Origin of the sequence: Plantibacter flavus, from assembly GCF_900177615.1 — a bacterium.
Lineage (GTDB): Bacteria > Actinomycetota > Actinomycetes > Actinomycetales > Microbacteriaceae > Plantibacter > Plantibacter flavus.
The window spans coordinates 288,911-310,597 of the sequence record NZ_FXAP01000001.1; the positions used below are offsets into that span (position 1 = coordinate 288,911).

Genomic DNA, 21,687 nt, shown 5'->3' on the forward strand with positions numbered 1-21,687 from the left:
AACAGTTGGGGCCCCAAGCGTGAACAGTCGTCGAAGTGGCGGGGTATTCGCGAGTTCGGCGTTCGGCGGACTGAGTAACGTAGTACCCATGGACACCATGTGGTTGGTGCTGATCGCCCTGGCACTCGGCCTCATCGTCGGGGGCGGTTTCGTCGCCCTCATCACCCTCGCCCTCCGACGGGGCGAGCGCGCCGCGACGGTCGTCAACCCGGTCGTCCCCGACGGGGTCGACCAGGTGCTCGAAGCCCTCGACAGCGCGGGCATCGTCGTCGACCCGTCCAACAACGTGCTGAAGGCCTCTCCCGGGGCGTTCGCGCTCGGGCTCGTGCGCGACCGCGTGCTCGACAAACAGGAGTTCATCGACCTCGCGCTCGAGGTCCGCCGCACCGGCGAGGCCGTCACCAGCGACCTCGAACTCGCGCTCGGGCGCTTCGGTGAGGCAACCCGGCATCTGCGCGTGCGGGCGGCACCGCTCGGGTCGCGGTTCATCCTGCTCCTCGCCGAGGACCACACGGAGGCGCGTCGACTCGACGAGGTCCGCCGGGACTTCATCGCGAACATCAGCCACGAGTTGAAGACGCCGATCGGCGCCATCGGGCTCCTCTCGGAAGCACTCGACACGGCGGCCGACGACCCGGAACGGGTGAAGCGGTTCGCCAGCCGGCTCTCGACCGAGTCACAGCGACTCACCCGGATGACGGCGGAGATCATCGACCTCTCGCGGTTGCAGGCGGCCGACGCCCTTCATCAGCCCGAACTCGTCCGCCTCGATCGGGTCATCGCCGCGGCGGTGGACCAGAACCGCGTGCCGGCCGAGGCGACCGGGGTGGGGCTCTCCCTCAAAGGCGGTAAGAACATCGAGGTGTACGGTGACGAGGCCATGCTCGTCGTCGCCGTGCACAACCTCATCTCGAACGCCATCCACTACTCGCCCACCGGCGCGCACGTGGGTGTCGGTGTCCGGGCGGTCGACGACGTCGTCGAGATCGCCGTCACCGATCAGGGCGTCGGGATCGCCGAAGAGGACCGCGACCGGGTCTTCGAACGGTTCTTCCGCGTCGACCAGGCGCGGTCCCGCCACACGGGCGGCACCGGCCTCGGCCTCAGCATCGTCAAGCACACCGTCCAGAACCACGGCGGCGAAGTGAAGGTCTGGTCGCAGCTGGGCCGTGGCTCGACGTTCACCATCCGCCTTCCCAGAGCAACGACCCCGCCGGAGGACCTCTCCACCGGCACGGCAAGGAGTACCCCGTGACCCGCATCCTGCTCGTCGAAGACGAAGCGTCCCTGAGTGAACCCCTGAGCTACCTGCTCGAACGGGAGGGGTACGAGGTCGAGGTGGCGGAGGACGGCCCCTCGGCGGTCCAGGCCTTCACGGCTCGCGGCGCGGACCTCGTGTTGCTCGACCTCATGCTCCCCGGCATCCCCGGGACGGAGGTCTGCCGTCAGATCCGCGCGGTCTCGAGCACGCCGATCATCATGCTGACCGCGAAGGACTCCGAGGTCGACATCGTCGTCGGGCTCGAGCTGGGCGCCGACGACTACGTCACGAAGCCCTACTCGACCCGCGAGCTGCTCGCTCGGATCAGGGCGGTGCTGCGACGCCGTGTCGAGGCGGACCAGGCGCAGGAGGAGGTGCTGCTCGAGGCGGGCACGGTCCGGATGGACACCGAGCGTCATGTCGTCGAGGTCAACGGGGCGCCGATCCCGATGCCGCTCAAGGAGTACGAGCTGCTCGAGCTGCTCCTGCGGAACGCCGGACGGGTTCTCACGCGCGGTCAGCTGATCGACCGGGTGTGGGGGAGCGACTACTACGGCGACACCAAGACGCTCGACGTCCACATCAAGCGCATCCGTTCCCGGATCGAGGCGAACCCTTCGGAACCGGTGATGCTCGTCACCGTTCGTGGGCTCGGCTACCGCTTCGAGGCCTGACGCAGGTCCAGGACGGACGAACGCCCCGCAACTCTGAAGAGGTGTGGGGCGTTTGGTCGTGTAGGGCGACGGAGCGTTATTCGGTCGGCTCCGTGGTGGGCGTCGCGAGCGGCGTCGGCATCTCGGTGGGCTCATCCGTCGGCAGCGGCGTCGGGACGAGCGTGGAGTACTCGAGCAGCTGGCCGGTGAGGACCGGAACGCTCGCCGTGGCGCCCGTCTCGTCGCCGTACTGGAAGAAGACGTCCAGGACGGCTCCAGGCTGAACACCGAGGGACTCGATGCGCAGCGGGTCGTTGGCTCCCGAGCCGTCGAACGTCGTCAGGCCGGGCTCCGCGAGGACCTGGAACTGCTCCTCCTTGCCCTCGATCTCGATCAGCACCGTGTGGGCGCGGTCGTCGCGGTTCGCGACGCTGAAGACGAGGTTGCCGGTCTCGCCGTCGTCGGAGACGACGATGGCGTTGCGGACGGCCACCGAGCCGACGGTGACACCGACGCCGTCCGAGGCGTCGTACTGCTTCAGGGTCGCCTGCGGCGCGATGAGGTTGCAACCGCTCATGCCGAGTGCGACAGCACCCGCGACGACGATGGAAGCGATGAGACGCGCCTTCACAGAACCCTCCAAGATGTGGTGGCCCCGGGCGCAGACGAGTGACAGGTGTCCCGGGATCCGGATTCGAGTCTAGCCCACGCCTGCGAAGGGGTGTGGCCGGGTCGTCGGCCGGTGATCGACCGGTGCACCACCCGGTCCGCGGGCCACCCGGTACCCGGCTCTGATCAGGGGTCCCGTGGTATTCTGGGAGACGCTGAAGGGACCGAGACCCATGATCTTCGAAGTTGGCGAGACCGTCGTCTACCCGCACCATGGCGCCGCGACCATCACCGAGGTGAAGACCCGGATCATCAAGGGCCAGGAGAAGCTCTACCTGAAGCTCCGCGTCACCCAGGGCGACCTCATGATCGAGGTCCCGGCCGAGAACGTCGACCTGGTCGGGGTGCGCGACGTCATCGGACGCGAGGGCGTCGACCGCGTGTTCGACGTGCTCCGTGCGCCGTTCACCGAGGAGCCGACGAACTGGTCCCGCCGCTACAAGGCGAACGTCGAGAAGCTGGCCTCGGGCGACGTCATCAAGGTCTCCGAGGTGGTCCGCGACCTGTGGCGTCGCGACCAGGACCGAGGCCTCTCCGCGGGAGAGAAGCGGATGCTCGCGAAGGCCCGCCAGATCCTGGTCTCCGAACTAGCGTTGGCGGAGCAGACCGACGAGGAACAGGCGTCGTCGGTCCTCGACGAGGTCCTCGCTTCCTGAGTCGACCGTCCGTTCAGGCGGGGCGCCCGAGAAGTAGGCTCGTGGCATGACTGCGATCGACGAACCGGGTGCCGCCGCCGACCCCTCCCTGGACGGCCCGGCTGTCGGCGTGATCGTCGTGGCGGCGGGCAGTGGGACGCGCCTCGGTGCCGGGATCCCCAAGGCGTTCGTGTCGCTCGCCGGCAGCACCGTGCTCGAACACGCGCTCGCTCCGGTCTTCCGCCTGCGCGACGCGGTCCAGGTCGTCGTCGTGGTCCCAGCGGATCGCGTCGGTGAGGCGGAGGCGATCGGACGTCGCGCGGCGGGGAAGGCGGCCGACCACCTCCGTGTCGCCGTCGGAGGCGACACGAGACAGTCCTCCGTCCTCGCCGGACTCGCCGCCCTGTGGCCGGGAGTCCGCACGGTGCTCGTCCACGACGCCGCACGGGCGCTCACCCCGACCGAGCAGTTCGAACGGGTGATCGACGCCGCCGCGCGAACGGGGTGGGGGGTCGTGCCGGGTCTCCCGGTGACCGACACGATCAAGCGGGTCGACGCGGGCGATCTCGTCGAGCAGACCGTTGATCGGGCCGCCCTCAGAGCCGTCCAGACACCGCAGGCGTTCCCGCGTGATGGCCTCGTCGCGGCCTTCCGCGTCGCCGAGGACCGCCTCGCGGCGGCCACCGACGATGCGGCGCTCTACGCGGACGCCGGACACCCCGTCCTCACGGTCGCGGGATCGGAGGCGGCGTTCAAGATCACGACCCCGTGGGACGCCCAGCGTGCGGAGCGACTCCTGGTGGACCGGGACCGGGAGCGCGAGGTGGGCGCACGGCCGACCACCTCGATCAGGACCGGCATCGGCATCGACGTCCACGCCTTCACCGACGACGGCGAGCTGAGCCTCGCCGGCCTCAGCTGGCCGGGGGAACGCCCGCTGGCCGGACACAGCGACGGGGATGCGGTCGCCCACGCCATCGTCGACGCCGTGTTGTCCGCTGCCGGCCTCGGTGACATCGGCTCCATGTTCGGCACCGACGACCCCCGCTTCGCCGGGGCGAGTGGCGCGGTCTTCCTGCGGGCAGCTGTCGAACGGCTGCACGCCGCAGGCTTCGTCGTCGTCAACGTCGCGGTGCAGCTCGTCGGCAACCGCCCGCGGTTCGCGCCGCGTCGGACGGAGGCGGAGGGCGTGCTGAGCGGGTTGGTCCACGGGCCGGTCAGCATCGCGGCGACGACTACGGATGCGCTCGGGTTCACCGGCCGTGGCGAGGGTGTCACGGCCATCGCCACAGCCCTCATCGAGCGCCGCTGACGGGTCGACCCTCAGACGGCGGACGTGCCCTCGTCGACCGACGCACTGAGCCCGAGGAACCGGCCGTATTCGCCAGCGGCCCGTCGGAACCCCGCCTGCACCCGCTGCGACAGCGGTTGGAACGGCGTCGGGGTGACGATGACGCCGGTCGCGCTCGTCCGTCGGCGCCAAGTGCCGACGACGCGCCCGTCGACGGCGATCATCGGGAGGAAGATGCCGTTCGCGCCGGGCACGATGCGGTCTGCGAACGCCGCAGGGAGCGTCAACTCGCGGTCGCGGTAGCCGAGGAGCAGCTCGTCGAATCCGGGAAGCGCGAGCACCCGCGGTGGTCGTGGAGCAGATGGCGGCTCGATGCCCTCGGCCGTCGACCAGCGGGTGGCCCCGTCGCGCGATTCGGAGAACAGCCGTCCGGCGGCCACCTCGACGCCGCGTTTCGCCTGGGCGACGGTGAGCTTCGACCACCAGGTGAGGTCGGCGATCGTCGACGGGCCGTGGCCGGTGAGATATCGGACGACGAACTCGCCGAGCGCCTCGTCCGCCTCGAGGACCCGCGGTGCACGGATCCACTCCTCAGTCAGGACGAGTGCCTGCTGTCTCCCTGCGGGAGGTCCCCAGCAGACCACGCCCGACATCGCGAGTTCCATGATGAGGTGGGAGCCTCGTTGTCCGTCGATCGGGATCCCGGCATCGGTGTGGGCCGTCAACAACTCCTCCCTCGTCACGCGCCGATGCCCGCTGAGCAATCCCTCGGTGAGCGCACGGGAGCGCGAGAAGGTCTCGGCGTCGAGCTCGAGCTGACGGTGTCTGGCGGCGATCGTCGAGCGGACCCGCGGGACACCGAGTCCGAGCAGCCACCCGAGGTCCTCTGCGGCGACGAGATGCAGGGTGCCGCGCATCGGCCAGGACCGGACGATCGAGCCGTCCTCGAGCGCCGCGAGCACCTCGTCCATCGTGGTGCCGGTCGACCTGACGCCGACCGCCCACAGCGACGAAGCCAGGTCTTGGGCCTGGACCGCGAGCAGCCGCGAGACGACACCCGAGGGGGAGTGGTGATCGGCTCCAGCGAGGAGCTGGGCCGCGAGTCGCGCGTGGAGAACCTGCTGGTCGTCGCGTCCCGTGGTCATGGGACCATCATGCCCGGACGGCGGCGGCTAGTCTGGTCTCGTGGCCCTCCGACTCTACGATTCGAAAACGCAGTCCCTCCGGGACTTCGTGCCGCTCCGCGAAGCCGAGGCGGGGCTGTACGTCTGCGGACCGACCGTGCAGTCCTCTCCGCACATCGGACACCTGCGCAGCGCGCTCGTCTACGACCAGTTGCGACGCTGGTTGACGGCCTCAGGGGTCCGCGTCACGCTCGTCCGCAACGTCACCGACATCGATGACAAGATCCTCGCGAACGCCGCCGCCGGCGTCGAGGGCGGGTTCGCCGAGCCAGGCGAGGAGTGGTGGGCGCTCGCCTACCGGTACGAACTCGAGTTCACGGCCGCCTACCGTGCCCTGGGCATCCTTCCCCCGAGCTACGAGCCACGCGCGACGGCGAGCATCCCCGAGATGCAGGAGCTCATCGAGCGGCTCATCGACGCCGGGCACGCGTACCCGGCTCCCGATGACTCCGGCGACGTCTACTTCGACACCGCCTCATGGAGCCGCTACGGCGAACTCACCCGGCAGAGCGCCGAGCACATGGAGGCCGCGACCGACGCCGACCCACGCGGCAAACGGGATCCCCGCGACTTCGCGCTGTGGAAGGGCACCAAGCCTGGGGAGCCTCGCTCGGCGAGCTGGATGTCGCCCTGGGGCGAGGGACGGCCCGGCTGGCACATCGAGTGCTCGGCGATGTCGACCAAGTACCTCGGCGAGGAGTTCGACATCCACGGCGGCGGACTCGACCTCCGGTTCCCTCACCACGAGAACGAGCTCGCCCAGTCGAGCGCAGCCGGCGACCCCTTCGCCCGGTACTGGTTGCACAACGGGCTGGTCGCCGTCACGGGCGGGCAGAAGATGTCGAAGTCCCTCGGCAACTCCGTCTACGCCGCCGACCTCCTGGCAGCAGCCCGTCCGCTCGTCGTCCGCTACTACCTCGGTGCAGCGCAGTACCGATCGACACTCGAGTTCCATCCGGGCGCACTCGCCGAGGCCGAAGCCGCACTCGGACGCATCGAGGGCTTCCTCGATCGCGCCGCCCGCGCCGACCTGCTCACCGAGACGACCACCGCCGCCAGTCGAGCGACGCTCCCGGCCGCCTTCGTCGAGGCCATGGACGACGACCTGAACATCCCCCGCGCGCTCGCCGTGTTGCATGACGCCGTGCGCGTCGGCAACGCCGCCCTCGATGGCGGCGACGACCTGGCGACAGCCCGCGAGCGTGCGGTCGCCGTCCTCGACATGACCCGGGTGCTCGGCATCGACCCGACCGACCCCTCGTGGTCGTCGGGCACCGACCCCGTCACTCACCGATCCCTGTCCGCACTCGTCGAGCGTCTGCTCGTCGATCGCGCGGACGCCAGGGTCGCCAAGGATTTCGCAGCGGCCGACCGGATCCGCGACGAACTCACAGCGGCTGGGATCACCATCGAAGACACCCCGTCCGGAGCACATTGGAGTATCAGTGGCAAGTAAGCCTTCCCGCCCGACCGGGCCGAAGAAAGCGAAGAAGGGTCCCACCAAGGGCACCGGTGGCCTCGGCCGCAAGGCGCTCGAGGGTCGTGGACCGACCCCCAAGGCCGAGGACCGCGCCTGGCACCCGGCCGGCAAGCGGAAGGCCGCGCAGGAGCGCTACGCGGCCTCCGGCGGCACCGGCAAGCCGAAGCAGGCGGCCGGCCAGAACGGACGCCCGTCCACGAACGGCCGGACCAAGCAGAAGTCGAGCGACGAGTCCGAGGTCGTCACGGGCCGCAACTCCGTCCTCGAAGCGCTCCGCGCGAAGATCCCGGCCACCACGCTGTACGTCGCGACCCGCATCGAGATGGACGACCGGGTGAAGGAGGCGCTCAGCATCGCCACCCGACGCGGGATCCCGGTGCTCGAGGTCATGCGTCCGGAGCTCGACCGCATGGCCGGATTCGACGGCGTGCACCAGGGCCTAGCCATCAAGGTGCCGCCCTACGAGTACGCGCACCCCATGGAGCTGCTCGACCAGGTCATCGCCCGTGGCGAGAACCCGTTGTTCATCGCCCTCGACGGCATCACCGACCCCCGGAACCTGGGTGCGATCATCCGATCGACCGCAGCCTTCGGTGGTCACGGAGTGATCCTGCCGCAGCGCCGGAGCGTGGGCCTCACCGCCTCCGCGTGGAAGACCTCGGCCGGCGCGGCGGCTCGGACGCCGGTCGCGATGGCCGCCAACCTCACCCAGACGCTCAAGGCGTTCAAGGAGCGCGGCGTCTTCGTGATCGGTCTCGACGGCGACGGCGACGTCTCCCTCCCGGGGCTCGAACTCGCCGACCAGCCGATCCTCGTGGTCGTCGGCAGCGAGGGCAAGGGCCTGTCCCGCCTCGTCACCGAGACCTGCGACGCGGTCGTGTCGATCCCGATCTCGGCCTCGACCGAATCGCTCAACGCCGGGATCGCGGCCAGCGTGACGCTGTACGAGATCGCGCGTCGCCGTAACGCGGAGTAGTCGAACGGCGCTCGCACCGTACGAACGAGGACAGGCCCTCGGAACGGATCTCCGTTCCGAGGGCCTGTCTGTCGTCAGTCGAGGTGACGGACCCGATCAGACGAGGTCTCGCCAGTCGACCGGTCCGGTCATGGCGGCGGGGAGGCTGATCGCCTCGGTCGGCGGCACGATCATGGTCGCTTCGTCGCGGCGGTGCCGCAGGACGGTGTTCACGTAGGAACCGACGGCTTCCGCCAGGGGGATGTCGCGACCCTCGTTCTGCGCGAGGAACCAGCGGTGCTCCAGGAGTTGGTGGAAGATCTCGGCGGGCTCGAGCTTGCCGCGGAGTTCGCGCGGGATCGCCTTCACCACCGGCTCGAACACGCGGATGAGCCACTCGTGCGCCGCCATCTCCTCGTCGAACCCGTCCTTCCCGAACGAGGCCGAGTAGGCGTCGAGGTCGTTGAGCAGTCGCCTCGCCTGGTTCTCGCCAGCATCGAGGCCGGTGAGCCGCAGGAGGCGGCGCTGGTGATGCCCGGCGTCGACGACCTTCGGCTGGATCCGCACGGTCGAGCCCTGGTCGGTCGTCTTGATCGCGAGTTCCTCGATGTCGAAGCCGAGTTCGTTCAGGCGGTGGACGCGCTCGGTGATGCGCCAGCGCTCGGACGCGTCGAAGGACTCGGAGCCCGTGAGCTCCTTCCAGAGGGACCGGTAGGCGGCGACGATGCCGTTGCTCACGGTGACCGGGTCGAGTTCGGCGTCGGCGCGTCCGCCGGCCTCGAGATCGAGGAGCTCGCCGGCGATGTTCACCCGGGCGATCTCGAGGTCGTTCTCACGCTGCCCGTTCGACAGCCCGCCCTCGTAGAGCTTGCCCGTCTCGGCGTCGACGAGGTAGGCCGCGAAGGCGCCGGCGTCGCGCCGGAAGAGCGTGTTCGACAGCGACACGTCGCCCCAGAAGAAGCCGACGATGTGCAGGCGGACGAGGAGGACGGCGAGTGCGTCGACGAGGCGGGTCGCGGTGTCGGGCCGGAGGGTGCCCTGGAAGAGCGCGCGGTAGGGGAGTGAGAACTTCAGGTGCCGCGTCACGAGCACACTCGGCAGTTCGCGGCCCTTGCGGTCGCTCCGGTTCGTGATGACCGCGAGCGGGTCGACGCAGGGGATGTCGAGCCGCTGCAGGGTGCGCAACATGTCGTACTCGCCCTTCGCCATCTCCGCGGTCGTCTCCTTGACCGCGATCACGTAGCCGGACAGGTTCGCGAACCGGACCAGGTGGCGTGAGATGCCCTTCGGGAGCGAGGCGATGGCCTCATTCGGCCAGTTCTCGAGGGGGAGCTCCCAGGGGAGGTCGAGCAGCGCCGGGTCGACGGTGGCAGCGGTGATGTTCAATGCGCCGGACATGGTGCGGAGCGCTCCTCGGTGATGGTCGTGCTGATACTGGACAAGCGAAAACGACGATGGCCGAGCGATCGGAGACCGACCGCTCGACCATCGTCGGCGGGAAACTAGATCGAGGAGGACACGACCGGCTTGTTGCCCAGACGCTCACCCGATGCCGAGTCGAACGCGTGCACGTGGTGCGGCGTCGGCGCGAGGAACACCGTGTCGCCGATGTGTGCGTGGTTGCGGCCGTCGACGCGGGCGACGATGTCGGTGCGCTTGCCGGAGACGTCGGTGTGGCCGTAGAGGTAGCCGTCGGCGCCGAGCTCCTCGACGAGGTCGACGGTCACCTCGATGCCGGAGCCCGAGTTGCTGGACACGGTGATGTCCTCGGGGCGCACGCCGACCGTGACGTTCTTCGACGGAGCGGCGTCGGTGATCTCCCGCTCGACCGGGATGATGAATCCGCCGAGCTTGATGCCGCCGTCGGCGATCTCACCCTCGAACAGGTTCATGGCCGGGCTGCCGATGAAGCCGGCGACGAAGACGTTGTTCGGCTTCTCGTAGAGGTCGCGCGGGGTGCCGACCTGCTGCAGGATGCCGTCCTTGAGGACCGCGATGCGGTCGCCCATGGTGAGCGCCTCGGTCTGGTCGTGGGTCACGTAGACGGTGGTGACGCCGAGACGACGCTGCAGCGACGCGATCTGGGTGCGGGTCTGGACGCGGAGCTTGGCGTCGAGGTTCGACAGCGGCTCGTCCATGAGGAAGACCTGGGGCTGACGGACGATGGCTCGACCCATCGCGACGCGCTGACGCTGACCACCGGAGAGCGCCTTCGGCTTGCGGGTCAGGTAGTCCTCGAGGTCGAGGAGCTTGGCGGCCTCGAGCACGCGGGTGGCACGCTCCTCCTTGCCGACGCCGGCGATCTTGAGCGCGAAGCCCATGTTCTCGGCGACGGTCATGTGCGGGTAGAGCGCGTAGTTCTGGAACACCATCGCGATGTCGCGGTCCTTCGGCGGCACGTCGGTGACGTCGCGGTCGCCGATGAAGATGTGGCCGTCGTTGACCTCTTCGAGGCCGGCGAGCATGCGGAGGGAGGTGGACTTGCCGCAGCCGGACGGGCCGACGAGGACGAGGAATTCGCCGTCGGCGACCTCGAGGTTCAGCTTGTCGACCGCGGGGCGGGTACCACCCGGGTAGAAACGGGTTGCGTTGTCGAACGTCACAGACGCCATGGTTGTTCTCCTTCACCGGCAGGTACGTGCCGGACGATCCGTTGTGAATGGACGCGAACCAGTCATCGATGGCCGGTTCGCCGTCCCAGTATGCCACGACCTCCTGTGAATGGAAGGTCCAGCGGCCAGCGGATCTCTCGGTGGACGCACAGCCGGCTCCCGGCCTGGTTTGGGCCTCTCTCAGGCGGCAGGTCTACGATTACTCTGTTTGGCGCTGCTTCGTCTCCGCAGCGCGAGCCCCCCGAAACGAGGATCAATGTCTGGCGCTGGATCGCAGAACCGACCGACCAAGAACGAACGACGCGACGCGGCACGCGAGAAGGCGCGGGTGCTGCGCGAGCAGCAGAAGCGCCGTGACCGCCGCAACCGGGTGCTGCTCCAGGGCGGCATCGTGCTCGGTGCGCTCGCGATCGTGGCGGTGGTGGCGGTCATCATCGTGACGTCGATCAAGCCCGCCGGACCGGTCCCGACCGCGGCCAAGAACGACGGTTTCACCGTCTCCGCCGGCTTGCAGCTGGTCGGAGCCCCGGCCACTGCGTCGACGCCCACGCCGAGCGCGACCGATCCGGCCGCCCCCGCGGAGCCCGCCCCGGCCGAGACGCCGGCGGCCACCGAGACCCCGGCCGCCGACGGCGTCGCGATCTCCGTCTACCAGGACTTCCTCTGCCCCTACTGCGGTCAGTTCGAGACCACGAACGCCGAGCAGGTCAAGGGCTGGCTCGAGGCCGGTGCCGCGACGTACACGGTGCACCCCCTCGCAACGCTGAGCAACCTCTCGCTCGGGACGCAGTACTCGCTGCGCGCCTCGAACGCGGCGGCCTGCGTCGCGGAGTACTCGCCGAACGACTTCTTCTCCTTCAACACCGCACTGTTCGAGAACCAGCCCAAGGAGAACACCGAGGGCCTGACCGACGCCGAGCTGAAGTCGATCGCCAAGGGCGTCATCTCCGGCGGCGAGAAGAAGATCAACGCCTGCATCGACGACGGCACCTACAAGTCGTGGGTGAAGGACTCGACCGACCGTGCACGCAGCGGCCCGCTGCCCGGCACCGACGTCGCCAAGGTCGAGGGGACGCCGACCATCCTGGTGAACGGCAAGCAGTACACGGGTTCGCTCACCGACGCCGAGCAGTTCGCGGCCTTCGTCCTCGCCGTCTCGAGCGAGAGCTACTCCACCGGGACGCCGACGCCGGGTGCCAGCGAGTCGCCCGTGACCAACGGCTGATCCGCCGTCATCGTAGGATGGATGAGACCGGGGCCAGCCCCTGTCGGCCGACGTGGCGCAATTGGTAGCGCAACGCTCTTGTAAAGCGTAGGTTACGGGTTCAAGTCCCGTCGTCGGCTCCAGCCGAGAACCGCCCGCTCAGCCTTGCTGAGTGGGCGGTTCCTCATTGGAAGGAACCCTCCCGTGACCCGTGTCCCAGCGCCGCTCGCGCTCCTCATCGCCGTCGTCAGCGGTGCCTTCATCGCGGTGCAGGCCCGGTTGAACGGCGAGCTCGGAGCGCGACTCGGTGACGGGTTCACCGCAGCTGCGATCTCGTTCGGCGGCGGCTTGGTCATCCTCACTGTCGGGCTGGCGGTCTCCCGCACCGGCCGTCAGGGGCTCTCCACGGTTGCCAGTGCCGTCCGACGCAGGGAGATGCCCTGGTGGACGGTGCTCGGCGGCTGCGCAGGCGCGTTCCTCGTGCTCTCGCAGGGGCTCACCGCCGCCACGCTCGGCGTCGCCCTCTTCACGGTCGCGGTCGTCGCCGGCCAGACCGCGAGCGGACTCGTGCTCGACCGGATCGGCTTCGGCCCGGGAGGCGTCGTCGGGTTCAGTGTGCAGCGCGTCCTCGGGGCGGTCGTCGCCCTCATCGCAGTCGGCGTCGCGGTCTCGGGCGAGCTCGGCGGGAGCATCCCACTCGGCCTGCTCGTCCTCCCGCTCCTGGCCGGCATCGGGATCGGCTGGCAGCAGGCGGTCAACGGCCGCGTGAAGATGCGGGCACAGAGCACGCTCGCCGCCACGTTCATCAACTTCATCGTCGGGACGGTCGTGCTGGTCATCGCCGCCGTGCTGCACGCGGTCATCGTCGCGCCTCCCGGTCCGCTCCCGGGGGAGTGGTGGCTCTACCTCGGCGGGCCGATCGGCTGCGTGTTCATCGCCGTGGCGGCCTTCCTCGTGCAGCACACGGGCGTGCTCATCCTCGGGCTCGGAACGGTGGCCGGTCAGACCCTGAGCGCGCTCGCGCTGGACGTGCTGCTGCCCACCGACGACGGCGGCGTGCATGTCGCGACCGTCATCGGGACACTCCTCGCGTTCGCCGCCGTGGCGATCGCATCGGCGCGGTTCAGGCGTCGTCCCACGGCATCGTCCTCCGCCGACTGAGTCGAGCCGTCGAGTCGTCGGATGCCGTGAGTGACTCCGTCCTCAGGGCATGGAGCTGAGGTGCGCCTTCGCGTTGATCGTCTTCCGGCGCCCCGTGCGAGCGTTACCCGGCTTCCCTCCGACGTACAGCCAGCCGAGGAGCTCCTCGCCCTTCTTCAGGCCGTGTGCCTTCCGGACCGCTTTGGCGCGAGTGGCGCCGCCGGTGCGCCAGAACACGCCCCACCCGGCGTCGTCGAGCAGGAGGCTGACCATGTGGGCCACTCCGGCCGCGACCGCCTCCTGCTCCCAGGCGGGCACCTTCGACTTCTTCACGCTCACGACGACCGCGAGCAACAGGGGCGCGCGGAGCGGCTTCGTCGAGGGCTTCGAGTCGCCCTCCGCCTTCGCGAGCGCCCGGCCGAGCTTCACCCGGTCGTCGCCGCGGAGGGTGATGACCCGCCACGGACGCAGGGCACTGTGGTCGGCCACCCGACCGGCGGCCCCGAGGACCTCGAGGAGTTCCGCGTCACTCGGAGCGACGTCGGTGACCTTGGACCACGAACGGCGCCCGGCGACGGCAGCGAGGACCGGGCGCTCGACCGGTTCGGTCACTCCGTCGGCTCGGCGGTGTCGGCCGCGGCGAAGTTGAGCGCGATCGAGTTCATGCAGTAGCGGTCGCCGGTGGGCGTCCCGAAGCCGTCGTCGAACACATGGCCAAGGTGCGAGCCGCAGTTGGCGCACCGGACCTCGGTGCGCACCATGCCGAGGGTGCGGTCCTCGATGAGCTGCACCGCCTCGGGGTTCACGGACTCGTAGAAGCTCGGCCATCCGCAGCCGGAATCGAACTTGGTACCGCTCTTGAAGAGTTCGGCGTTACAGGCGGCACAGGTGTAGAGGCCCGCGCGCGACTCGTCGAGGAGCTCACCCGTCCAGGCCCGTTCGGTCGCCGCTCCGCGGAGGACCTGATACTGCTCCGGCGTGAGTTCCTCGCGCCACTGCTCATCGGTCTTCGACACGTCGTACGTCATGCTGCTCCATTCGTCTCGGTCATCCTACGTGCGGGGCTGCCTCGTGCATGCGGCTCCCGACGTATTCCATAACACTGCACCGAGCCTGATCCTTCCCGGTGAACGTCGGCCCTCGCCGGGGTGGATGCGGCCCGGCGGGCATCGGCTGAATAGACTTGGACGGCGGCGGACCGGAGCATGACTCCACGGTCGCCGCATCGGCACCGATCGGCAGGAGATGAGCATGCAGCCAGCGTCGCGCACGCCTGCCGATGACGACGCGTCGACGCCGACGGGAGGCCTCGACCAGCGCGAGCTCGAGATCCTCGAGTTCGAGTCCCACTGGATGCAGCACGTCGGGGCCAAGGAGGCCGCCATCCGCGACCGCTTCGCCCTGTCCCCGGCCCGGTACTATCAACTGCTCGGCGCGCTCATCGACTCGCCGTCCGCCCTCGCCCACGACCCCATGCTGATCAAGCGGCTGCAGCGCACCCGCGACGCCCGACTCTCGGCGCGAGGAGCCTCGGCTCCCCGCACCGACGGCTGAGCAGCTCTCGGAGACCACACCATGGCTGAATCCTTCCCGCCCGACCGCTTCGACGAGGTCCCCGACCTCAAGCGCGTCGGCGCGCACCGTGCCCCTGCTCCCAAGGGACGCGGCTGGATCGCCTTCCTCGTCGCCGTCGTCGCCACGCTCGTCCTCGTGGGGGTCGGCACCTTCGCCCTCTTCGGGCTGAACGACCGGATCGACTTCTTCGGCGGCTCGCAGAGCCCGAGCGCCACGCCCACGCCGACCCCCACCCCGACCGAGGTGGCCCCCGTCGTCGACCCCGCGGCCAGCATCCTCGTCCTGAACGGCACACCCACCGCCGGCCTGGCCGCATCGGCGGCGGCAGCGATCACGGCCGCCGGCTTCACGCAGCAGATCCCGACGAGCGACGCCAGCACGGAGGACGTCACGGCGAGCGGCGTCTACTACCAGGATCCGTCGCAGGAGGGCGTCGCCCGCGCCATCGCGAACGCGCTCGGCGGCATCCCGATCCAGATCACGGACACGTACGCGATCCCCGTCGAGGAGGGCGAGGCACCGGTCCTCCGCATCGTCGTCGTGGTCGGCGCGGACTACCAGCCGGCCGCCTGAGCGCGGCTGGAGCGGGTCGATCGTGCAGGTCGCCGGCACGCCGTGTTTCCGGAGTGTTTCCTCCATGTTGAGTTGTCGTATCACTCCGCCCCGTTTGTCGATTTTGGGGTGAGTCCGCGCGGTGCTCCGGATTAGTATCTGGAATTGGCCGCTCATCCCGTCCCGTCTCGACTCGCCCCCGGGTCCGCTTCGGCGCAGGGTGGTCACCGGGGTCCCGATCCCGGATGGCAGGTCCGGGTCCGGCAACAGTCGGTGCCTGCGAGCACGCAGCAATGGGAGTATGAAATGGCGAACGGAACCGTCAAGTGGTTCAACGCTGAGAAGGGCTTCGGCTTCATCACGGTCGACGACGGCGGACAGGATGTCTTCGTCCACTACTCGGCGATCGACATGAGCGGCTACAAGTCCTTGGAAGAGGGCCAGGCGGTCGTCTTCGAGGTCGGCACTGGAGCAAAGGGGCCCCAGGCCGAGGGTGTGCGCCTGGCGTAGCCGCTGATCAGGCACGCGATTCCTGCGACGCCGTCCACTTCGGTGGGCGGCGTCGTTCGCCGTTCCAGGGCTGTTCCCGGGAGTTCGCTCAGGGCTCCGGTGCTCACTTGCACTCCCACCCCCTGAGTGCCAGAATCGACTTAGCACTCGTACTCATTGAGTGCTAACAACGTTCATGACGTCCGGGAGGGACGAAAAACACACATGGCTAAGATCATTGCTTTCGACGAGGAGGCCCGTCGCGGCCTCGAGCGTGGACTGAACATTCTTGCTGACACGGTCAAGGTCACCCTTGGGCCGCGCGGTCGCAACGTTGTCCTCGAGAAGAAGTGGGGCGCCCCCACGATCACCAACGACGGCGTGTCCATCGCCAAGGAGATCGAACTCGACGACCCGTACGAGAAGATCGGCGCGGAGCTCGTCAAGGAGGTCGCCAAGAAGACCGACGACGTCGCCGGCGACGGCACCACGACGGCGACCGTGCTGGCACAGGCGCTCGTCCGCGAGGGCCTCCGCAACGTCGCCGCAGGCGCCGACCCCATCAGCCTCAAGCGCGGCATCGAGAAGGCCGTCGAGGCCGTCACGGTCGAGCTCATCGCCAACGCCAAGGAGGTGGAGACCAAGGAGGAGATCGCTGCGACCGCTTCCATCTCCGCCGGCGACACCACCATCGGCGAGATCATCGCCGAGGCGATCGACAAGGTCGGCAAGGAGGGCGTCGTCACCGTCGAGGAGTCGAACACCTTCGGCACCGAGCTCGAGCTCACCGAGGGCATGCGCTTCGACAAGGGCTACCTGTCGCAGTACTTCGTGACCGACCCCGACCGCCAGGAAGCGGTGTTCGAGGACCCCTACATCCTCATCGCCAACCAGAAGATCTCCGCGATCAAGGACCTCCTGCCGATCGTCGACCAGGTCATCCAGTCGGGCAAGCAGCTCCTCATCATCGCTGAGGACGTCGACGGCGAAGCTCTCGCGACGCTCGTCGTCAACAAGATCCGTGGCATCTTCAAGTCCGTCGCCGTCAAGGCTCCGGGCTTCGGAGACCGCCGCAAGGCTCAGCTGCAGGACATCGCGATCCTCACCGGTGGCCAGGTCATCTCCGAGGAGGTCGGCCTCAAGCTCGAGACCGTCACCCTCGACCTGCTCGGCCGTGCCCGCAAGGTCGTCATCACCAAGGATGAGACCACCATCGTCGAGGGTGCCGGCGACGCCGACGCCATCGCCGGTCGTGTCTCGCAGATCCGCAAGGAGATCGACAACACCGACAGCGACTACGACCGCGAGAAGCTCCAGGAGCGTCTCGCCAAGCTCGCTGGCGGTGTGGCGGTCATCAAGGCCGGTGCAGCGACCGAGGTCGAGCTCAAGGAGCGCAAGCACCGCATCGAGGACGCCGTCCGCAACGCGAAGGCTGCCGTAGAAGAGGGCATCGTCGCCGGTGGTGGCGTCGCCCTGATCCAGGCCGGCAAGACCGCGTTCGAGAAGCTCGAGCTCGTCGGTGACGAGGCGACCGGTGCGAACATCGTCAAGGTCGCCATCGACGCTCCGCTCAAGCAGATCGCGCTCAACGCCGGCCTCGAGCCGGGCGTCGTCGCCGACAAGGTCCGCAACCTGCCCGTCGGACACGGCCTCAACGCCGCGACCGGCGAGTACGTCGACATGCTCGCTGCCGGCATCAACGACCCGGTGAAGGTCACGCGCTCCGCGCTGCTCAACGCAGCGTCGATCGCCGGCCTGTTCCTCACCACCGAGGCCGTCGTCGCCGACAAGCCGGAGAAGAACCCGGCTCCGGCCGGCGACCCGACCGGTGGCATGGACTTCTAAGTCCCACAGCATCACCTGCGCAGGGCGTCTCCTTCGGGAGGCGCCCTGCGTCGTTTCCGGCACGGCCGTGTCAGACACGACGATTCCGGAGAGGCACAATCGTTGTGCGGTCGACACCGCAGAACAGTGATCCGGTTTTGTCGTGTCTCTAGGCTGGAGCCATGACACGACTCGGGGGAGCCGCGGCCATCGCCGCCACCATCTTGCTGCTGACCGCTTGTGCGACCGGACCGACGGGGAACACGACGTCCGTGGCCTCGACGTCGCCGTCCGCATCACCGACGGCGACACCCGCGCCGTCCTGGCCGCAGGCCCTCATCGACACGAGCTGCGAGGAGCTCGTCCCGCAGGCGGTTGTGGACGCGACGTTCGGTGTCCCGCTGGCTGCCGGAGCGACCGATCCCGCCCGTGCACTGTTCGGAACGTTTTACCAGACGGCCTCCGAGTATGCCGGAGGCCTGTCCTGCGAATGGGGTGCCATCGACCCGGCCGCCCCGACCGAGGACCGGAACGGCTCCGGCGGACCGGACAACTGGCTCGCCGTGGCCGTCGACATCGTTCCGCGCGCCGCCGGGGTGGCCGAGCGGATCGCATCCGACCTCAACGGGTCCGTGCCGACGGCGGATCCCACCGGAGCCTGCGACTTCGGGTTGTGCACCGCCGACATGCTGATCGGGGAGTACTGGGTGAACGTCGTCGCGGTTTCCTACGCGGACTCCTACCTTCCTCCGACCGCCGCACAGCAGGCGCTCTTCGACCAGGTCGCGGCGGTCGTCGGCGGCCTCGGTGAGAGCGCGGAGCCGATGCTGCCTCCGGAGAGTGCCGCCTGGGCGAGTGAGTGCGCTCAGATCGTGTCCACCGAGACGCTCGAATCCGCCCTCGATCTCACCTCACCGACCTGGGAGCCGAGCTTCAGCTATCGATCCAGCAACCTCGCGTATGGCGCCGTGCTCGTCGCGGGCGGGCAGACCTGCGGGTTCGGCGGCGCGGAGTCAGGCCGAACGGGATCGATCAACACCCTTCCCGGCGCTGGACCCGCATTCGCGGAGTCGTTGGCGCTCGCTCGAACCGCGCCCGAGGTGTCGGTCGTCGAGATCGACGGGCTTCCGGTCGACAGCGCCTTCGTGCGCGTCAATCCGCTGGTCACCGATCGTGCGGAACTCGAGCTCAACCTGCGCGGGACCTGGGTCACGATCACGGTCGGTGGGGCATCGATGTTGGGAGACGGGTCGCTCACCGCCACGGAACGGGTCATCGCGCTGGCGACGGCCATGGCGGCGGCCTGACGTCGATCGAGTCGTTCCGGCCGCCGCCGGAGCTTCACCCGCTGAACATGCTCGCGTTCGCCCGCTCGATCTCGGCGTACTGTGTGCCCGCGACGGCGAGCGCTCGGCTGATCTCGCCGAGGTTCTCCTCGACCTGACGCTGGGTGCCCCTCCATCGCTCGACGACACCGTGGAACGCGGCCGCCGCAGCCCCGGCCCATTGGCCGTCGAGCGCCGCCAGCTGTGTATGCAGGCGGGCGACCTCGTTCTGGATCTGCTCGATCGTGACGCGCGCCGCCGTGGAGGCGCGCTCGACCGCGTCGCTGTCGACCTGGAAAGTGGCCATCGGGAACTCCGTTCGTCCGGGCGATGCCTATCATCGCCGCTACCGAGACGGTAGGTGCTCGCGACCGGCCGCAACCAGCGAGGACGGCCTCCGGCACGCACTCCGGAGCAGGCCGGAGCCTGTGGAGGAGGGTCGAGGCGGTCCGCTGCCGGGTCAGGCCGGAGGACCCGCGATGACGATTGGGCTCGTGGCCGCCGACGGCGCAAGCGGCAGGATGACGCGGAACGTCGCGCCACCACCGGGGGTCTCGGTCACGTCGACCGTGCCACCGTGCGCCGCGACGATGGACGCGACGATCGCCAGTCCGAGGCCGCTGCCGCCCGTCTCGCGGGTCCGCGAACTGTCCGCGCGCCAGAAACGCTGGAAGATCTTCTCGCGGATCTGTGGCGGGATGCCCTCGCCGTGGTCGACGATGGCGATGCTTGCGGTCCCTGCGCGGGCGTCCGTCCCCACCGCGAGCTCGATCGGGCTGTCGGCGGGCGTGAAGCGCAGGGCGTTTCCGATGAGGTTCGTGACGACCTGCCGGATCTTGTTCTCCTCGCCGAGGACGATCGGCGGCACGGCCAGGGTCAGTGGTTCGGCGATGGGCTTCGTATCGGGCGTGGTGGCGTCGCCGGAGGGCTTCGGCCGACGCCGGAAGCGGTTGAACGTCGCGCCGAAGATCGGCCCGGTCGAGTTCGTCTGGGCCGGTGCGTCGGCGGGGGACTCGCCGGTCGTCTCGGAAGCATCGTCGTCGACGGCTCGCGCCATGCGTTCGTCGCGGACCACCTGGACCGTGCGCCCGGGGGCCTGTGCGGTGGTGTCGAGGGCGGCGTCGCGGGCGATCGGGAGCAAATCGACGGGGGCGACGTTCAGCGGTCGCGTCTCATCGAGGCGGGCGAGCTGGAGGAGGTCCTCGACGAGCGCACCCATGCGGATGGCCTCCTTCTCGATGCGCTCCATGGCCTGCGCCACGTCCTGCGGCGTCTGGAGGGCACCCATCCGGTAGAGCTCGGCGTAGCCCCGCACGGAGACGAGCGGGGTGCGCAGTTCGTGACTCGCGTCGCCGACGAAGTTCCGCATCTGCTCGATGGTCTTCCCGCGATCCGAGTACGCGCGGTCGATGCGAGCCAGCATCGTGTTGAGCGATCGGCTGAGTCGCCCCACCTCGGTGTTCGGCGTCGAGCCCGCGAGTCGCTGGCTGAAGTCGCCGTCGGCGAACGCGGCGGCCGTCCGTTCCACCTGTCGGAGTGGTTCGAAGGTGCCCGTCACCAGCCACCGGGTGAGGAGCGCTCCGACCACGATGATGAGCACCCCGAGGACGAAGAAGATCGTGAGGTAGGTCGCGATCGTGTTGTCGGTGCCCTGCATCGAGATGGCGACCCATGCCGCTCCCGTGCGGAACCCGTCGAGGGTGACCGGGACGGAGACCGCGTGGTACACGATCGTGCCGCTCGCGTTGGTGGTCGTGTAGATCTGGGTCCCGCTCGCGGCGACGTCGTTCGCGCTGAGGTGCGCCGGGTGTTCGGGAGCGATGCTGTCATCCCACCCGGACGAGGCCCGGAGTTCCCCGTTCGTGTCGTACACGGCGACGAACAGCGTCGAGGGGGCGTCGAGCTGGAGCTGCCCGTCCTCGGAGATCTCACCGACGATCTTGCCCTTGGCGGCAGTGATCAGACTGTCGTTCGCCTGCTGGGTGAGGACCTCTTTGAGGAGCGGGGTCGTCCCCATGCCCGCGACGAGCAGACCGAAGGCGAGGACGAGCACCGTCACCCCGGTGATCTTCGTCCGGAGTGAGACGCTGCTCCACCAGGTGGACAGGGAATCGGCCATCGGGTGGGGGCTACGCCTTTCCGGCCTTGAGCATGTAGCCGAATCCGCGCTTGGTCTGGATGAGCGGCTCGCTGGAGAACTGGTCGAGCTTCCGGCGCAGGTAGGAGATGTAGCTCTCGACGATGCCGGCGTCGCCGTTGAAGTCGTACTCCCAGACGTGGTCGAGGATCTGGGCCTTCGACAGGACGCGGTTCGGGTTGAGCATGAGGTAGCGGAGGAGCTTGAACTCGGTCGGGCTGAGGTCGATGGGGGTGTCGCCGACGAGGACCTCGTGGGTGTCCTGGTCCATCGTCAGCTCACCGGTGCGGATCACCGCATCCTCGTCGGCCTGCATCGTCCGGCGGAGGATGGCCTTGATGCGTGCCACGATCTCGTCGAGGCTGAAGGGCTTGGTGACGTAGTCGTCGCCGCCGACGGTGAGGCCCGTGATCTTGTCCTCGGTGTCGTCCTTCGCGGTGAGGAAGAGGATGGGCGCCGTGTAGCCGGCGCTGCGGAGGCGCTTGGTGACACCGAAACCGTTCATGTCCGGCAGCATCACGTCGAGGATGATGAGGTCGGGCTCCTCCTCGAGGACCGCCGAGATGGCGGCTGCGCCGTTGCCCACGGCACGGACGGCGAAGCCGGCGAATCGCAGGCTGGTGGTGAGGAGGTCGCGGATGTTCGGTTCGTCGTCGACGATGAGGATGCGGGGTCCGGTCATGACACCATTATCTGCACGT

Annotated in this window: 22 protein-coding genes and 1 tRNA gene; 14 read left to right on the plus strand and 9 right to left on the minus strand. The window is 68.9% G+C overall.

Annotation, left to right across the window (positions count from 1 at the left end; genetic code table 11):
• The first annotated feature begins 88 nt into the window (after nucleotides 1–88).
• Both B9Y95_RS01360 and B9Y95_RS01365 read left to right on the plus strand, forming a co-directional pair.
• On the plus strand, nucleotides 89–1,255 hold the full coding sequence (locus tag B9Y95_RS01360; RefSeq protein WP_085510324.1) for a sensor histidine kinase: 1,167 nt from the start codon (nucleotides 89–91) through the stop codon (nucleotides 1,253–1,255).
• On the plus strand, nucleotides 1,252–1,935 hold the full coding sequence (locus B9Y95_RS01365; RefSeq protein ID WP_064296370.1) for a response regulator transcription factor: 684 nt from the start codon (nucleotides 1,252–1,254) through the stop codon (nucleotides 1,933–1,935). The genes B9Y95_RS01360 and B9Y95_RS01365 overlap by 4 nt, the downstream gene beginning before the upstream one ends.
• A gap of 76 nt (nucleotides 1,936–2,011) precedes the next feature.
• On the opposite strand, the gene B9Y95_RS01370 is transcribed toward B9Y95_RS01365, so the two are convergent.
• A complete protein-coding gene (locus tag B9Y95_RS01370) occupies nucleotides 2,012–2,545 on the minus strand; it encodes a hypothetical protein (protein ID WP_200811338.1) in 534 nt (177 codons plus the stop codon).
• Nucleotides 2,546–2,756: 211 nt separating this feature from the next.
• On the opposite strand from B9Y95_RS01370, the gene B9Y95_RS01375 reads away from it, so the two are divergent.
• Nucleotides 2,757–3,239, plus strand: a complete 483-nt coding sequence (locus B9Y95_RS01375; protein ID WP_085510325.1) for a CarD family transcriptional regulator — start codon at nucleotides 2,757–2,759, stop codon at nucleotides 3,237–3,239.
• Between the two features lie 46 nt (nucleotides 3,240–3,285).
• A complete protein-coding gene (ispD, locus tag B9Y95_RS01380; protein ID WP_085510326.1) occupies nucleotides 3,286–4,530 on the plus strand; it encodes a 2-C-methyl-D-erythritol 4-phosphate cytidylyltransferase in 1,245 nt (414 codons plus the stop codon).
• 11 nt (nucleotides 4,531–4,541) lie between these two features.
• On the opposite strand, the gene B9Y95_RS01385 is transcribed toward ispD, so the two are convergent.
• Nucleotides 4,542–5,654, minus strand: coding sequence for a winged helix DNA-binding domain-containing protein (locus B9Y95_RS01385; protein ID WP_085510327.1), 1,113 nt, complete (start codon nucleotides 5,652–5,654; stop codon nucleotides 4,542–4,544).
• 40 nt (nucleotides 5,655–5,694) lie between these two features.
• Here B9Y95_RS01385 and cysS point away from each other — a divergent pair, with 40 nt between their 5' ends.
• Entirely contained in the window at nucleotides 5,695–7,149 is a 1,455-nt protein-coding gene (gene cysS, locus B9Y95_RS01390) for a cysteine--tRNA ligase (protein WP_085510328.1), read from the plus strand.
• Nucleotides 7,139–8,149, plus strand: a complete 1,011-nt coding sequence (gene rlmB / locus B9Y95_RS01395; protein WP_085510329.1) for a 23S rRNA (guanosine(2251)-2'-O)-methyltransferase RlmB — start codon at nucleotides 7,139–7,141, stop codon at nucleotides 8,147–8,149. Before cysS ends, rlmB begins: the two co-directional genes overlap by 11 nt.
• Nucleotides 8,150–8,245: 96 nt before the next feature.
• On the opposite strand, the gene B9Y95_RS01400 is transcribed toward rlmB, so the two are convergent.
• On the minus strand, nucleotides 8,246–9,526 hold the full coding sequence (locus B9Y95_RS01400) for a DUF4032 domain-containing protein (protein ID WP_085510330.1): 1,281 nt from the start codon (nucleotides 9,524–9,526) through the stop codon (nucleotides 8,246–8,248).
• Between the two features lie 104 nt (nucleotides 9,527–9,630).
• The gene (locus B9Y95_RS01405) at nucleotides 9,631–10,740 is read right to left on the minus strand and encodes an ABC transporter ATP-binding protein (RefSeq protein WP_079705359.1); all 1,110 of its coding nucleotides are present in this window, start codon (nucleotides 10,738–10,740) and stop codon (nucleotides 9,631–9,633) included.
• A 256-nt stretch (nucleotides 10,741–10,996) separates the two neighbouring features.
• Between B9Y95_RS01405 and B9Y95_RS01410 the strand changes: the two genes are divergently transcribed.
• The 3 genes from B9Y95_RS01410 to B9Y95_RS01420 all read left to right on the plus strand — a co-directional run bounded on the left by B9Y95_RS01410 (nucleotide 10,997) and on the right by B9Y95_RS01420 (nucleotide 13,105).
• Nucleotides 10,997–11,965 (plus strand): DsbA family protein, encoded by a 969-nt coding sequence (locus B9Y95_RS01410; protein WP_085510331.1) that lies wholly within the window; start codon nucleotides 10,997–10,999, stop codon nucleotides 11,963–11,965.
• Between the two features lie 46 nt (nucleotides 11,966–12,011).
• Nucleotides 12,012–12,087: transfer RNA gene (locus B9Y95_RS01415), tRNA-Thr, on the plus strand.
• 61 nt (nucleotides 12,088–12,148) lie between these two features.
• A complete protein-coding gene (locus tag B9Y95_RS01420; protein ID WP_085510332.1) occupies nucleotides 12,149–13,105 on the plus strand; it encodes a DMT family transporter in 957 nt (318 codons plus the stop codon).
• Nucleotides 13,106–13,147: 42 nt separating this feature from the next.
• Here the strand turns inward: B9Y95_RS01420 and B9Y95_RS01425 are convergent, their stop codons facing one another.
• Entirely contained in the window at nucleotides 13,148–13,696 is a 549-nt protein-coding gene (locus B9Y95_RS01425) for a nitroreductase family protein (RefSeq protein ID WP_085510333.1), read from the minus strand.
• On the minus strand, nucleotides 13,693–14,112 hold the full coding sequence (gene msrB, locus B9Y95_RS01430) for a peptide-methionine (R)-S-oxide reductase MsrB (protein ID WP_085510334.1): 420 nt from the start codon (nucleotides 14,110–14,112) through the stop codon (nucleotides 13,693–13,695). Before msrB ends, B9Y95_RS01425 begins: the two co-directional genes overlap by 4 nt.
• A 223-nt stretch (nucleotides 14,113–14,335) precedes the next feature.
• Here msrB and B9Y95_RS01435 point away from each other — a divergent pair, with 223 nt between their 5' ends.
• The 5 genes from B9Y95_RS01435 (at nucleotide 14,336) to B9Y95_RS01455 (ending at nucleotide 18,831) form a co-directional block, all read left to right on the plus strand.
• Nucleotides 14,336–14,638 (plus strand): DUF3263 domain-containing protein, encoded by a 303-nt coding sequence (locus tag B9Y95_RS01435; RefSeq protein ID WP_086474690.1) that lies wholly within the window; start codon nucleotides 14,336–14,338, stop codon nucleotides 14,636–14,638.
• Nucleotides 14,639–14,659: 21 nt separating this feature from the next.
• Complete coding sequence (locus B9Y95_RS01440; RefSeq protein ID WP_079705367.1) at nucleotides 14,660–15,232, plus strand: LytR C-terminal domain-containing protein; 573 nt, start codon at nucleotides 14,660–14,662, stop codon at nucleotides 15,230–15,232.
• A gap of 285 nt (nucleotides 15,233–15,517) precedes the next feature.
• Entirely contained in the window at nucleotides 15,518–15,721 is a 204-nt protein-coding gene (locus B9Y95_RS01445) for a cold-shock protein (RefSeq protein WP_079705369.1), read from the plus strand.
• A gap of 204 nt (nucleotides 15,722–15,925) precedes the next feature.
• Entirely contained in the window at nucleotides 15,926–17,545 is a 1,620-nt protein-coding gene (gene groL / locus B9Y95_RS01450; RefSeq protein ID WP_064296567.1) for a chaperonin GroEL, read from the plus strand.
• 161 nt (nucleotides 17,546–17,706) lie between these two features.
• A complete protein-coding gene (locus B9Y95_RS01455) occupies nucleotides 17,707–18,831 on the plus strand; it encodes a hypothetical protein (RefSeq protein ID WP_085510335.1) in 1,125 nt (374 codons plus the stop codon).
• A gap of 34 nt (nucleotides 18,832–18,865) precedes the next feature.
• On the opposite strand, the gene B9Y95_RS01460 is transcribed toward B9Y95_RS01455, so the two are convergent.
• The 3 genes from B9Y95_RS01460 to B9Y95_RS01470 form a co-directional block, all read right to left on the minus strand.
• Entirely contained in the window at nucleotides 18,866–19,156 is a 291-nt protein-coding gene (locus tag B9Y95_RS01460; protein ID WP_085510336.1) for a WXG100 family type VII secretion target, read from the minus strand.
• A 153-nt stretch (nucleotides 19,157–19,309) separates the two neighbouring features.
• On the minus strand, nucleotides 19,310–20,968 hold the full coding sequence (locus B9Y95_RS01465; protein WP_085510337.1) for a sensor histidine kinase: 1,659 nt from the start codon (nucleotides 20,966–20,968) through the stop codon (nucleotides 19,310–19,312).
• A 10-nt stretch (nucleotides 20,969–20,978) separates the two neighbouring features.
• Nucleotides 20,979–21,668 carry a response regulator transcription factor gene (locus B9Y95_RS01470; RefSeq protein WP_056007716.1) on the minus strand — a complete coding sequence of 230 codons (690 nt, stop codon included), beginning with the start codon at nucleotides 21,666–21,668 and terminating at the stop codon, nucleotides 20,979–20,981.
• Nucleotides 21,669–21,687: the final 19 nt, after the last annotated feature.